Below are 13,341 nucleotides of genomic sequence, written 5' to 3' on the forward strand. Positions count from 1 at the left end.
CAGGTCTGGACGCCAAGGCCACCGCACACAGGATCGCGAGTTCGATGAAGTTGAGCAGCAGCGAGAAGGTTCCCCTGCCCGTACAGGCGGCATCGATGCCGACCGGCCTCACGCCGGTCAGCGTCAGCATCTCCGACTCGGTGGGGACGCCTCGCTCGTGGCACGCCTCCATCACGCTGGGGACGGCGATCGACCCGGCGCAGCCGTTCACGAACACGGTGCACGTCAGCGTCTCTCCGTACAAGGAAGAGAAGGACCGGACGGAGAAGGAGAAGCTCGCTCCGGCACCGAACACGACCATCGGCGGCCAGCCGGCGTACCGGACTCCGCTCACCGGACCCGCCACGATGGTGCGGGTCGGCCGGAGCGGAGGCGTGCTGGTCGAAGTGGACGCCGACGGCGCACTCGCCGGACAGCTCGGCCCGGACGGGGTGCTGACCGCGTACCGGGGTCTGCGGCTGGTCGACAGGCCGGTGGAGTGGTCCAGCCACCTGAAGGGCTGAAGGACCAACCAGCACGGTCGGTCCTGGCCCGTCGGCCGACGCCGGCGGGCCAGGACTACGCCGTCGCCAGGATGTCGCCGTTTAGGAACAGCCACGTCAGATGGCAGTTGCTTGGGACACCTTCCACTCCCCGTTCACCGGGACCAGGGTGAGCACCACCCGGTTCTGGTCGACCTTCTCGCCTGCGGTGTTCACGTTGCGCCGGTACTGGTTGAGGTAGACGAGCAACTCGACCCGTTCGGTGGTCGCGGTCACCACCCCCGTCGCGGACACCTCGGCCGCCACGACCGCCTGCTGGGTGGCCGCGGTCTGCTTCAACGCCGCCGTGGTCTGCTCGTACTCCTTGCCGAACTGCCCGGTGGCGAAGGTGCGGCCGTTGGCGACGCTCTCGTCGAACGTCCGGTAGTCGTAGGAGAAGATCGCCTTGGCGGCGGCGGGCGCGGTGGCCAGTGCCTGGCGTACGGCGCTGTCCCGCTGCCCGGCGCGGTGATCGCCCCACCAGCCGGCGCCGGCGACGGCGGCCGCGAGGACGATCGCGACGACCAGGGCCGGGACGAGCCGGATCCGGGCGGAACGCAGCCGGGGAACGCGCGGCCGCCGCGGGAATCGGACCAGGGTACGCACGTGTCCTCCCTCTCTCATCCGACGAACTGCAGCCGTGCCACGAGCCACCGCCCGGATGCCTTGTCGTGGACGATGTCCAGCTGAATCCGGTAGTGCGACGGCCGCCCCTCGGGTGCTTTGACGTTCTTGACGGTGGCGTCGACGGCGACCAGGACAACCGCTCGACGGCGATCTCCGGAGACCAGCCCGGCCCGTAGCACCGTTCCGCGCGAGTCGACCTTGTTCTCCACGACCGCGGCGCGGACCTGCGACTGGCCCCGGGTGAACTCGTCCTTGAAGTCACCGGTGGCTCCGGCGGTGATCCGCTGGATGTCCCGGTCGACGCTGGCCGCGCTGACCGAGACGAAGTTGACGCTGGCCTGTTTGGCGGCGGCGAGGGCCTGCTGCCGGGCCTGGTCCGTCGCCCGGTCGACGTACCAGCGGTGCCCGGTCACCCCGCCGGCGGCGACCGTGGCGGCGAGCACGGCCACGAGCAGGACGACCAGCGACCGTCGCCGGGTGGTCGACGTAGCCCGCTCGCCTGTGCGGCGGGCATCCGAGGCGTCCTCCGGCGAGCTGTCCGCGCTCGCGGGATCGTCCCCGCTCGCCGGGTCCGCGGCATCGGCCGGATCCTCGACCGGCTCCTGGTCGAGCCGCTTCAGCAGGTCCTCGATCGGTTCGACCGGTCGGGGGAGCTGGCGGGGCACGATCCGGCGCTGCGACGCGCGGCCGGGCACCCCGGGCTTCGCCCCCTTGATGACTTTCAGCGTGTGGTCCCTTCGGGCCCGCATCTGCGCCTCCTTCTTCGCGTCGTTCACGGCGTCACCCCGGCCAGCAGCAACTGCTTCCACGACTGGTCTCCGGCTGTCCGGGACTGGCCACCGGTCCCGCCGAACTGCAACGGCCGGCCGTCCGCGCCGAGTACCAGGCCGGTCACCGGGTCGTACCCGCCGGGCTCGGCCCCACCGGTCGGGGCGCCGCCGGACGCCCCCGGGTCGGGAGCCGGTTCCCGGCCGCCTGGTCGGGGGGCGTTGGCGGCACCGCGCACGCTGGCGCCGGCCGCCCGCTCCCCCGCGTCGCAGGTCGTTCGGCCGCCCCCGTACACGCAGGAGGGCGGATCGTCGACGTTGAGGACCAGGCCGAGGTGGGCGGTGCCGTCGCCCGGAGTGACGGTGAAGCCGCCGGCGACGGCGATCGGGTACACCACCAGCAGTTGCTCGATGCCGGGCAGCCGCCGGGCGGCGATGCCGTTGACGGTCACCAGGTTGCCGAGCAGGGTGCCGACCGTCGGTTCCAGCCCTCGCAGCAACGCGACCAGTTCCCGGCCGGCGGGCGGCCCGGCCGCGAGCAGCCGCCGCAGGTCGGGGTCGGCCTCGCGGACAGTGGCCGCCAGCTGGGCCAGGCCCGCCGCCCACCGGCGCAGCGCCTGCGCCGACTCGGCCTGGGTGGTGAGCACGGTTCGTCCGTCGTTGATCAGCGCGAGTGTCTCCGGCAGGCGGGCTGTCGCATCGGTCAGCAGCGCGTCCCCGTCGTCCAGGATCCGCGCCAGGGCCAGCTCGTTGCCCTCGAACGCGGCGCCGAGTTCGGTGATCAGGACGCGGAGGTCCTCCGGACCGACGGAGCGCACCAGGGCGTCCAGGTTGCTCAGCAGGACCTCCGGCGCGAGCGGGACGCCGGTCCGCTCGACCGGGATCACCGCGCCGTCGGTGAGGTACGGCCCGCTGTCGCGCTCCGGACGCAGGTCCACGTACTGCTCGCCGACGGCGGAGCGGTGCGCCACCACGGCCCGCAGGTCGTCGGGTACCCGGACGTCGCGCTGCAACCGCAGGTCGGCCCGGACCCCGTCACCGCGCAGGGCGACCGCGGTGACCCGGCCGACCGGCACGCCGCGGTAGGTGACCGGGGCGTTGGGGAAGATGCCGCCAGCGCGGGCGAGGTCCAGGTGGACGACGTAGCTTCCGCCGAGCAGCCGGTCGCCCAGCCCCACGTAGCGCACGCCGACGTAGCTGACGCCGAGCACGCTCACCAGCAGGAACGCCAGCACCTGAATCTTCGCGGTACGTCCGATCATGGCGTCAACCCCCCGGACAGCAGGTCCGGCAGGGTGCCGATCTGTCCGGTCACCGCGCCGGTCAGCGGCAGGACGCACTGTGCCGTCAGGACCGTGCCGGCGGGCAGTTCGGTCCCGACGGGAAAGGCCGTGCCCGGGGGCACGAGGCCCTTCGGCAGGATCAGCCCGCCGATGGGCACCTTCGAGCCGGGCTTGAGCAGGACGCAGCCCTCCGGCAGCAGACAGTCCTTCGGCGGCGTCCAGGTCGGGGGGAAGTGGAGCGGGTCGGGTAGGCACTTCAGGATCGGCAGGTCGGGCAGCGGACGGGACCCGCCGCCGGGCCGCGGCACGGTCGGTGCGCCGCCACCGGCCGCCGGTGCCCGACCGGGGGTGGCACCCTTTGCCGGCGTACGCGGGCGGACCGGCGCGGCGGGGGCAGCGGCGACCAGGTTCGCCAGGATCGACGCCGAGTCGAGGTCGGCGGTGATGGAGAGGTTGACGAAGTCGCCGACGATCGCGCCGGTGACATTGGGCGGGAACGGGTACGACAGCATGAAGTCCAGCGACTTGGGCAGGTCGTCGCCGGCACGTGTCAGCTGCTCCAGGATCGGTTGCAGCGCCCGTACGTCGGCCAGCGTGTCGTCGCGGCTGCTGTTGACCACCCGGGTGCCGACGTCACCCAACCGGTCCAGTGCGGTCAGCGCCTGGGTCAGTTGGGCGCGCTGCTTGGCCAGCACGGTCAGGCCCGGGGCGAGGGAGTCCACGGCCTCGCCGAGCACCTGCTTCTGGCGATCGAGCCGGCCGCTGAGCCGGTCCAGGGCGTCGAGGGCGCGGACCAGGTCGGCCTTCTGCTTGTCCAGCCCGCCGATGAACGTGTCCAGCTGGTCCAGCGTGTCCCGGACGGCGGGTTCCCGCCCCTCGAGTGCGGCGCCGAGCTCCTGGTTGATGGTCCTCAGCTGCGCCAGACCACCGCCGTTGAGCAGCAGCCCGAGCGCGGCGAGGACCTCCTCCACCTCGGCGCCGCGAGCGGTCCGCGACAGCGGGATGAGGTCACCGTCGGCGAGTCGACCGGTGGAGGCGCCGGTGGGTGGTGGCGCGACCGTCACGTACTTCTCGCCCAGCAGGCTGCTCTGCCGTACCGCGGCCGTCGCGTTGGACGGCAGGCGTACGTCCGCGCCGAGGCGCAGGGTGACCCGGGCGGTCCAGCCGGCCAGGGCGATCTTCTCCACGCTGCCGACCGTCACGTCGTCGACCTTGACGGCGGCCTGTGGCACCAGGTCGAGCACGTCGCTGAACTCGGCGGTGACGGCGTACCCGTCGCCCTTCGGGGCGCCGCCGGGCAGCGGCAGGTCGGCGAGGTCGGGCAGGCCGCACCCGGCCGGCAGCATCACCACCACGATCGCGCACGCCAGGGTCCGCAGGATGCGGGCACTCATGACACACCCCGCAGGATGCCGCCGAGGGTGGGGTCGCTGGTGATGCCGGGGCCGCCCGGCGCCTGGTCGGGGATCGGCGCACCGGAGGGCTTGGAGGAAGGCCCGGCCGGTGAGGACCCGCCGGTCGCCGGGGCGCCGGGCGGCAGCTTGAGGAGCTTGCGGAGCTGGTCGGTCATGGGCAGCCCGCGCGAGTGCAGGGTCTGCGCGAGTGCCCGGCACTTGGCGGGCACCTTCGCCACGGGCAGCTGGTCGGTGATCAGCGAACAGGCGAAACCGGCGGGATCGTAGGGACCCATCGCGTTGTCCCGGGTGTCCAGAGTCCCCGACCGCGGGTTGTACGCCAGGTTGAGGTTGCCCAGGGCGAGCGGGGCGACGTCGAGGATGTCGATGACGGCCTGTTGCTGGCGGACCAGAATGCCGGTGATGTCCGCCAGCGCGGCGACGTTGGAGGTCAACGCGTCGCGGTTCTGCCGCACGAACGTGGTCACCTCGGCCAGCGCGGTGGAGAGGTTGCGCAGCGCGGCGGCTAGTTCGTCACGCTCCCCGGCCAGTTGCTGGGCGACGTCGGCCAACTGCTGGTTGAAGGCGCGCACCTCCCGGTCGCTGCGGGCCAGCGCGGTGGTGAAGCGCTGGAGGTTGACGACCGACCCGAAGAGGTCCTGCCGCCCGTCGGAGAGGGTCGCCAGTGCCCGGGACAGGCCGTCGAGGGTGTCGTGCAGGTGCTGGCCGTTGCCCTCCAGGTTGGCGCGGCCAGTCGCGACCAGGTCGGACAGGGCGCCGTCGCGGTTGGCGCCCTCGGGGCCGAGGGTGCGGTTGAAATCGTCGAGCGCCTGGTAGATGTCGTCGATCTCCATCGGGGCCGCGGTCCGCTCCAGCGGTATCTCGGCGCCGTCGGCGAGCGCGGCGCCACCGGCGTAGGCGGGAGTGAGCTGGACGTAGCGGTCGCTGACCACGCTGGGCGGCACGATGAGCGCCTGGGCGTCGGCGGGAACGGCGATCCCCGGGTCGTAGGACATGGTCACCTCGACGGTGCGGCCCTGCGGGGTCACCGCGACCACCTCACCGACGCGGACGCCCAGCACCCGGACGTCCGATCCGGGGTACACGCCGACGGCGCGAGTGAAGTGGGCGACGACCCGCCGTGGGGGTGTGCCGTCGCGGAGAAGCATCACGCCGGCGGCGACGGCTACCAACAGGACGGTGGTGACGGCGACCGGCCGGCGCCACCGCTGGATGGGAGCGGGCATCAGCGGCCTCCCGTGGGCTGGTACGGCTGGAGCAGACCGGAAACGTACGAGTCGAACCAGCGGCCGTTGCCCACCACGTTGGCGAACGCGGTGACGAACGGCCCCATCCGCTGGATGGTCTTCTCCAGGTCGTCCCGGTTGCGTTGCAGGATGGCGACGACCTCCCGCAGCTTGTGCAGCGCGGGAGCGAGCTGGGCGCGGTTGTCGCTGACCAGGCCGGACAGCTCGGTGGCGAGGTCGTCGGTGCCGACGAGCAGCTTGTGGATGGCGTCCCGACGCCGGCTCACCTCGCCGAGCAGCGCCTCACCGTCGGTGACCAGTGCGCGGAACTCCTCGTCCCGGGTGGCGAGCACGGCGGTCACCTGACGGGCGCGGTCGAGCAGCGTCCGCAGTTCCGCGTCGCGTCCGGCCACGGTCTCAGAGAGCCGGGAGAGGCCGACCAGGGAGGCATTGACGCTCGCGGGGGTGTCGGCGAAGGTCTCGGACAGGGTGGTGAAGGCGGCGGCGAGCTGATTGGTGTCGACCTTGTCGAGGGTGTCGGCGAGCCCGGTGACCGCCTGCACCACGTCGAACGGCGCGGCGGTGCGGGCGAGGGGGATCTGCCCGCCCTCGGGCAGCCGGCCCGGCCCGGCCGGTGAGAGGGCCAGGTACTTCTGGCCGAGCACCGTCTTGATCCTGATCGTGGCGCCGGTGTCGGTGCCGAGCCGGACGCTGTCGTCGTCCACGCGGAACCCGACGCGCACGTACGGCGCGCCGCCGCGGGCGAGTTCCACGGTGGTCACCTTGCCGACCCGCACCCCGGCGACCCGCACCTCGTTGCCGGTGACGAGGCCGCTGGCGTCGTGGAAGGCCGCCTCGTAGCCGCGTCCGGTGAGGTCGGCCAGCCGGTCGAGCTGGAAGGCGCCGAGCAGCACGGCGACGATCAGCGCCAGGCCGAGCGTGCCGACGACCACCGGATTGCGTTCCCGAAACGGTGTCACTGGCTGCCTCCGGCGCATCGGGCGGCCGGGGCGCTGAAGGTGGGCAGGTCGATGGGTGCCCGGCCCGACACCGCAAGGTTGCCGTCGAAGTCGCACAGGTAGAAGTTGAACCACGAGCCGTAGGACGCGACGCGGGTCAGGGACTCGTACCGCTGCGGCAGCCGCCCGAGGGTGCCGTCGATGACGGCCGCGTTGCGGTTGAGGGTGCCGGAGAGCTCGTCCAGGGCGCGGACGTCCGCGGCGAGCGGTGGTCGTACCTCGCGCAGCAGCGACGACGTGGCGGTGGTGAGTTCACCGATGCTGACCAGTGACTCGCCGATGGCCGCGCGGTCGGCCGACAGCCCGGAGACGAACTGCTGGAGCTGGCTGATGCTCTGGTCCAGGTTCTGGTCGCGGTCGGCCAGCGTGCCGAGGACGCCGTTGAGGTTGGTGATGACCCGCCCGATGACGGCGTCCCGGTCGGCGAGGGTGTTGGTCAGCGACGCGGTGCGTTGCAGCAGGCTGCTGACCGTGCCGCCCTCGCCCTGGAGCACCTGGATGATCTCGTAGGCGAGTTTGTTGACGTCCTCGGGACTGAGCGCCGTGAACAGGGGCCGGAACCCGTTGAACAACACCGTGAGGTCCAGGGCCGGTGTCGTCTGGCCGAGCGGGATGAGGCCGTCGGGCCGCAGTGGACGCCCCTCCCCCGGCCCCTCGCTCAGCGCCACGTACCGCTGGCCCACCAGGTTGCGGTAGCGGATCTTGGCGCGGACGCTGGTGGCCACCGGGATGTCGGCGGTGACCGTGAAGGCCACCTCGGCGAGTGTGTCGTCGACGACCCTGATGTCGCGGACCCGGCCGACCTGCACCCCGGCCACGCGGACGTCGTCGCCCGCGAGCAGGCCGGTGACGTCGGTGAACCGGGCTCGGTAGGTGACCCCACCCGGTGGGAAGGCACCGAGAGTCTGCGCGAGCAGCGCCGTCAGCAGCAGGGTCACCGCGGCGAAGGCCGTCAGCTTCAGCAGGGGCGCCATCGCTCTGTTGCTCATCGCGCGTTCACCACCCCTCCTCTGAGTAACGGCCCCCAGAGCAGGACCGCGATGTCGGGGACCTCTGCGGGAAGGACGCCGGTGACGGCGCCGACCAGCGGCTTGACCAGCGCCCGCTCCTCGCCGGTGGCGGCCTGGCCCATCGCCGGGGAACCGGCGGCGGGCACGGCCGCCGCCACGCCGACCGGCAAGGGGGTACGCGGGCGAGCGCCGCCGTGGTCGTAACCGTCGGCGACCGGCACGGTCGGCGCCGGCCGCCCCGGTTGGGGCAGGCCCCGGCACTGCGGCCCGTCGTGCGCGCCGTAGACGGGCTCGTCGCGGCCCTTCTCGTACTTGCCGCCGTCGCGGGTGACCTCCAGGGTGACGTGCATCCGCCCGCCGGCGAAGACCCGCTCGACCTGGGGTTGCAGGGCGACCAGGCCGCTCATCAGGCACGGGTACTCGGGGGCGTACGTGGCGAGCAGTTCCAAAACCGGCCGGCTCACCTGGCCGAGCTCGATGATCTGGTCGCCGTGCCGGTCGAGGAAGCCGCGGGTGGCGTCGGCGGTGTCGGTGGTGTCGGCGAGGAACGCGGCCAGTTGTGCGCGTTGGTCGGTGACGGTGCGGGCGGTGACGGTGACATCCCGCAGCAGGGCGAGCAGGTCGGGCAGGACGGCGTCGTAGCTGTCCAGCACGACGGCGAGCTTGCGGACGTCCTCGGCGATGGCTGGCATCGCCGGGTTCAGCTGCCGCAGGTACGCACCGAGCCGCTCGATGTTCGCGCCGAGCTGCTCGCCGCGTCCGTCGAGGGCGGTGGTGATCGCGCCCAGCGTCGCGGCGAGCTGCTCGGGGCGCACTGCCTGGAGCAGTGGCAGCGCCTCGTCGAGGACGCGTTCCAGCTCGACGGCGGTGTGGCTGCGGTCCTGGGGGATGACCGCGCCGTCACGGATCGGTTCGCCGCTGCCGCCTGCCGGCACGAGCTCGACGTACCGCTCGCCGAAGAGCGTCTTGGGCAGCAGCCGCGCGCTGACGTCGGCGGGGATCCGCGGCGTCGTGGCCGGGTCCAGGGCCAGCCGGATGGTCGCGCCCGCTCCGGTGCTGTCGACCGAGCGCACGTCGCCGACGACGACCCCGCGGACCTTGACGTCGGCGCCCGGGCTGAGCTGCAGGCCGGACCGGCTGGCCTCCAGGGTGACCCAGGTGACCGGCGTGAACGCCTTGCGGTACTGGAGCACCGAGGCGGTCAACGCCGCGGTCAGCACGGCGATGAACACGATGCCGAGGATGCGATGTCTCATGGTCACCCCGCGATCCGGACGGTGGTGGTGGCGCCCCAGATGGCCAGCGACAGGAAGAAGTCGACGATGTTGACCGCGACGATGGCGAGCCGCACAGCCCGGCCGACCGCGACGCCGACGCCGGCGGGCCCTCCGCTGGCGGTGTAGCCGTAGTAGCAGTGCACCAGCACCACGATCACGCTGAACACCAGCACTTTGACGAAGGACCAGAGCACGTCCTCCGGCGGCAGGAACAGGTGGAAGTAGTAGTCGTACGTGCCGGCGGACTGTCCGAAGTAGAAGACAGCGATGGTGCGGGTGGCCAGGTAGCTGGCGAGCAGCCCCACCACGTACAGCGGGATGACCGCGACGAACCCGGCGATCATGCGGGTGGTGACCAGGAACGGCAGCGAGGGGATCCCCATGACCTCGAGGGCGTCCACCTCTTCGGAGATCCGCATCGCCCCTAGCTGGGCGGTGAACCCGCAGCCCACGGTGGCCGACAGGGCCAGCGCCGCGACCAGCGGGGAGATCTCCCGGGTGTTGAAGTACGCCGAGACGAAACCGGTGAACGCGCTGCTGCCGAGCTGGTTGAGCGCCTGGTAGCCCTGGAGGCCGACCTCGGTGCCGGTGAAGAAGGTCAGGAAGCAGATGACACCGACGGTGCCGCCGAGCACGGCGAGCGCGCCGGAGCCGAAGCTCACTTCGGCCAGCAGCCGGATCACCTCGCGCTTGTAGCGGCGCACGGTGCGCGGCGCCCAGGCGAACGCCCGCAGGTAGAAGGCGAGCTGTCCGCCCAGGTTGTCGAGGTGGCGCAGCGCTGGCACGTCAGCTTCCCTTCTGCGGTACGACCTGGAAGTACACGGCCGTGACGATGAAGTTCAGCGCGAACAGCAGCATGAAGGTGATCACCACGCTCTGGTTGACCGCGTCGCCGACGCCTTTCGGGCCGCCCTTGGCGGTCATCCCCTTGTACGAGGCGACCAGCGCGGCGGCGGCGCCGAAGAGCAGCGCTTTGACCTCGCCCACCAGCAGGTCCGGCAGTTGCCCCAGGGCCTGGAAGCTGGCCAGGTACGCACCGGGTGTGCCGCCCTGCAGGACCACGTTGAACAGGTAGCCACCGGTCACCCCGACCACGCTGACCAGGCCGTTGAGCAGCACGGCGACCAGCATCGAGGCGAGCACGCGGGGCACCACGAGGCGGTGGATGGGGTCGATGCCCAGCACCTGCATCGCGTCGAGTTCCTCGCGGATCTTGCGGGAGCCGAGATCGGCGCAGATCGCCGAGCCACCCGCGCCGGCGATGATCAGCGCGGTGACGATCGGCCCCGCCTCGCGGACCACCGCGAGCACCGACGCCGCGCCGGTGAACGACTGCGCGCCGAGCTGGCGGACCAGCGAGCCGAGCTGCAACGCGATGACCGCGCCGAAGGGGATGGAGACGAGCGCGGCGGGCAGGATCGACACCGAGCTGATGAACCAGGCCTGCTGGACGAACTCGCGGACCTGCACCGGTCGCCGGCCGAGGCCGCGCAGGGTGTCCAGGCAGAACGCGAAGAACTCGCCGGTGTGGCGTACGGCGGTGACGGGTCCGCTCATCGGGGTCACCGCCGCCCGTTCTCGGCCGGCACCCCGTCCGCCAGCCCGGCGAACGAGCCGGGGGGCGGCGTGACACCGTGCTCCCGGCACCACTGCCCCGGGGGCCGCTCGGCGGCGCGGGGCAGTCCGTTCGACGGCGGCAGTTGCAGCGGGATGGGCGGCAATGGTGGCAGTTCCACGCCGGCGTCCGCCTCGGCCTGCAACTCCTCGGCGTCCTTCTCCTCGGCCATGCCGATCGGTCCGACGCGCTGGGCGTTGAGGAACTGCCGCACCACCGGCTCCGTGCTGGACAGCAGCAACTCCCGCGACCCGAACATGGCCAGATGCCCGTGGTAGATCAGGCCGATGTTGTCCGGCACCGTGCGTGCGGTGTTGATGTCGTGCGTGACGATCAGGAAGGTCGCCCCGGTCCGCTGGTTGAGGTCGATGATCAGCTGGTTCAGGTACGCGGTGCGCACCGGGTCCAGCCCGGAGTCCGGCTCGTCGAAGAGGACGATGCGGGGGTCGAGCACGAGCGCGCGGGCCAGGCCGGCTCGTTTGCGCATCCCACCGGAGATCTCCCCCGGCAGTTTCCGTTCGGCGCCGATCAGGCCGACCATGTCGAGCTTCTCGCTGACGACCTCACGGATCTGCGACTCGGACTTGCGGGTGTGCTCCCGCAGCGGGAAGGCGACGTTGTCGTAGATGGTCATCGAGCCGAACAGCGCGCCGTCCTGGAACAGCACCCCGAACAGCTTGCGCACCTCGTACAGCTCCCGCTCGGAGAGCCGGGGCAGGTCCCTGCCCTCGATCCAGATCGACCCGGCATCCGGGCGGAGCAGCCCCACCAGTGTCTTGAGGAACACCGACTTGCCGGTGCCGGACGGACCCAGCAGCACGGATATCTCGCCGGCCGGCAGGGTCAGGCTGACGTCCGACCAGACCGGCTGGCCACCGAAGGACTTGGTCAGCCCCTTTACCGCCACCTCGACGCCCATTCACCCCCCTCTCGGCTCCTACCTGTGACATCGCGGTGATCCCGGCGGGCGTAACAACTTCTTTCGGCTACCTCGTCAGCACGCACCGTGAACTAGGCAAAGTGGCGGGCGTCTCGATAGCGTGCGGTTAACCCGCCGGTAACGAAGGTGCCTCGCGTCCCCATGACCACAGCGATCGAGCCAGAGCTCGTTCACCTGGCCGCCAACGGCGACCGGGCGGCGGTCGCTGCCCTGCTCACCGGTGTGCGGCCGGGGCTGGTCCGCTACTGCCGAGCCCGGCTGGGTCGCGTCGGCGGGGCGTACACCACCGCCGACGACGTCGCCCAGGAGGTCTGTCTGGCGGTGTTGAAGGCCCTTCCCGGCTACCGCGACCAGGGCCGGCCGTTCTCCGCGTTCGTCTTCGCCATCGCGGCGAACAAGGTGGCCGACGCCCAGCGCGCGGCGGTCCGCAGCGCCGCCGTCACCGACGCCGACCTGGAGCAGGAGGACACCACACCCGGGCCGGAGCAGCAGGCCGTCGCCACCGATCTGGCGCGACGGCTCTCGGCGCTGCTGCACCGCCTCCCCGACCTTCAGCGGGAGATCATCACCCTCCGCGTGGCGGTCGGTCTCACCGCTGAGGAGGTGGGCTCGATCCTCGGCATGTCGGCGCCGGCCGTACGGGTGGCCCAGTCCCGTGCCCTGGCCCGGCTCCGTACGCTTGCCGGCGACGGACTTGACGAGGTGGCGGCATGAGCGAGCCCCGGCCGGACAGCGGCGAGGCCGTGGACCTCGCCGCGATCCACCGCGACGACCTGCTCCTGGACGCGCTCGGCCGCGGCGAGCAGGAGGACGACGCCGACGGCCTCACGGCCATGCTGGCCGCCTGGCGTGCCGACCTCACCACCGACCAGCCGGCCACCGTGGTCGACGGCCCGGTCCAGGTCGTCGCGCCGGCTTCCGCCGGTCGGGCCCGCACGCTCCGGGCCGGCGCCCCCGCCACCCTCGTTCCCGGCCCGACGCGGTGGCGGCCGTCCGGGCGGCGTGCCCTGGGGTTGGCCGCCGCCGTGCTCGCCGTGCTCATGCTGGCGACAGGGCTCGGAGTCGCCAGCCACGACGCCGGGCCGACCAGTCCTCTGTGGTCGCTGACCAGGGTGCTGTATCCCGAGCGGGCGGAGGTGCTCGGCGTCGAACACACCACCGCCCGTGCCCGCGAGGCCGTCGCGGACGGCCGGTACGACGACGCTCGGGAGCTGATCGGCCAGGCCCAACGGGACCTGGGCCGGATCGCCGATCCGGCCGACGTCACCCGCTTGCGTGCCGACATCGATGCCGTCCTGCGGGATCTGGCCACGCACCTCTGTCCCGGCTGGCCCCGCTGCGCCACCGTCCCGGTCATCCCGACGCCAACGCCCGCGGTGTCGACCGGCGCCGCCCCCGAGCCTACCGGCGTCCCGGGGCCGGGCAGGACACCACCACGGCCACAGCCGCCGGCGCCGACGCACCCGTCGACCTCCACCGCCAACCCGTTGCTGCCTCGACCTTCGTTGCCGTCGGTGCCGCTCCCGTCGGTGTTGCCGTCGCTACCCTCACTGCCCCTGCCGACCGGCGGCCTGCTCGGCTGATCGGCGACCTGCCCTGCGGGCTGTCCGCGCTGGCGTGTCGCCGACCTGGTCGCCGGAG

14 protein-coding genes are annotated in these 13,341 nt (G+C 72.2%); 3 read left to right on the plus strand and 11 right to left on the minus strand.

The window, feature by feature from the left end:
• Positions 1 to 140: 140 nt before the first annotated feature.
• Positions 141 to 503, plus strand: coding sequence for a hypothetical protein (locus ACGGAQ_RS29750; protein ID WP_393054905.1), 363 nt, complete (start codon positions 141 to 143; stop codon positions 501 to 503).
• 96 nt (positions 504 to 599) lie between these two features.
• Here ACGGAQ_RS29750 and ACGGAQ_RS29755 read toward each other — a convergent pair whose 3' ends face one another.
• From ACGGAQ_RS29755 to ACGGAQ_RS29805, 11 genes are read right to left on the minus strand one after another with little or no spacing between them, the layout of a single operon-like run.
• On the minus strand, positions 600 to 1,127 hold the full coding sequence (locus ACGGAQ_RS29755; RefSeq protein WP_393054907.1) for a hypothetical protein: 528 nt from the start codon (positions 1,125 to 1,127) through the stop codon (positions 600 to 602).
• Positions 1,128 to 1,141: 14 nt separating this feature from the next.
• Positions 1,142 to 1,924 (minus strand): hypothetical protein, encoded by a 783-nt coding sequence (locus ACGGAQ_RS29760; RefSeq protein ID WP_393054909.1) that lies wholly within the window; start codon positions 1,922 to 1,924, stop codon positions 1,142 to 1,144.
• On the minus strand, positions 1,921 to 3,177 hold the full coding sequence (locus ACGGAQ_RS29765) for an MCE family protein (RefSeq protein ID WP_393054911.1): 1,257 nt from the start codon (positions 3,175 to 3,177) through the stop codon (positions 1,921 to 1,923). Before ACGGAQ_RS29765 ends, ACGGAQ_RS29760 begins: the two co-directional genes overlap by 4 nt.
• Entirely contained in the window at positions 3,174 to 4,592 is a 1,419-nt protein-coding gene (locus ACGGAQ_RS29770) for an MCE family protein (protein ID WP_393054913.1), read from the minus strand. The genes ACGGAQ_RS29765 and ACGGAQ_RS29770 overlap by 4 nt, the downstream gene beginning before the upstream one ends.
• Positions 4,589 to 5,839, minus strand: coding sequence for an MCE family protein (locus ACGGAQ_RS29775; RefSeq protein ID WP_393054915.1), 1,251 nt, complete (start codon positions 5,837 to 5,839; stop codon positions 4,589 to 4,591). The genes ACGGAQ_RS29770 and ACGGAQ_RS29775 overlap by 4 nt, the downstream gene beginning before the upstream one ends.
• A complete protein-coding gene (locus ACGGAQ_RS29780) occupies positions 5,839 to 6,819 on the minus strand; it encodes an MCE family protein (RefSeq protein ID WP_393054917.1) in 981 nt (326 codons plus the stop codon). Before ACGGAQ_RS29780 ends, ACGGAQ_RS29775 begins: the two co-directional genes overlap by 1 nt.
• Positions 6,816 to 7,847 (minus strand): MCE family protein, encoded by a 1,032-nt coding sequence (locus ACGGAQ_RS29785; protein ID WP_393054919.1) that lies wholly within the window; start codon positions 7,845 to 7,847, stop codon positions 6,816 to 6,818. Before ACGGAQ_RS29785 ends, ACGGAQ_RS29780 begins: the two co-directional genes overlap by 4 nt.
• Complete coding sequence (locus ACGGAQ_RS29790) at positions 7,844 to 9,124, minus strand: MCE family protein (protein ID WP_393054921.1); 1,281 nt, start codon at positions 9,122 to 9,124, stop codon at positions 7,844 to 7,846. Before ACGGAQ_RS29790 ends, ACGGAQ_RS29785 begins: the two co-directional genes overlap by 4 nt.
• 2 nt (positions 9,125 to 9,126) lie before the next feature.
• Entirely contained in the window at positions 9,127 to 9,921 is a 795-nt protein-coding gene (locus ACGGAQ_RS29795; RefSeq protein WP_393055115.1) for an MlaE family ABC transporter permease, read from the minus strand.
• A 10-nt stretch (positions 9,922 to 9,931) separates the two neighbouring features.
• A complete protein-coding gene (locus ACGGAQ_RS29800; protein ID WP_363754157.1) occupies positions 9,932 to 10,702 on the minus strand; it encodes an ABC transporter permease in 771 nt (256 codons plus the stop codon).
• Positions 10,703 to 10,707: 5 nt separating this feature from the next.
• Positions 10,708 to 11,679, minus strand: coding sequence for an ABC transporter ATP-binding protein (locus ACGGAQ_RS29805; RefSeq protein ID WP_393054923.1), 972 nt, complete (start codon positions 11,677 to 11,679; stop codon positions 10,708 to 10,710).
• 162 nt (positions 11,680 to 11,841) lie between these two features.
• Here ACGGAQ_RS29805 and shbA point away from each other — a divergent pair, with 162 nt between their 5' ends.
• Together shbA and ACGGAQ_RS29815 are read left to right on the plus strand one after the other, a co-directional pair.
• Positions 11,842 to 12,414, plus strand: coding sequence for an RNA polymerase sigma factor ShbA (shbA, locus tag ACGGAQ_RS29810; RefSeq protein WP_393054925.1), 573 nt, complete (start codon positions 11,842 to 11,844; stop codon positions 12,412 to 12,414).
• The gene (locus ACGGAQ_RS29815) at positions 12,411 to 13,283 is read left to right on the plus strand and encodes an anti-sigma-D factor RsdA (protein WP_393054927.1); all 873 of its coding nucleotides are present in this window, start codon (positions 12,411 to 12,413) and stop codon (positions 13,281 to 13,283) included. Before shbA ends, ACGGAQ_RS29815 begins: the two co-directional genes overlap by 4 nt.
• Positions 13,284 to 13,341: the final 58 nt, after the last annotated feature.

The organism is Micromonospora sp. NPDC047557 (assembly GCF_043205095.1).
Taxonomy (GTDB): Bacteria; Actinomycetota; Actinomycetes; order Mycobacteriales; family Micromonosporaceae; genus Micromonospora.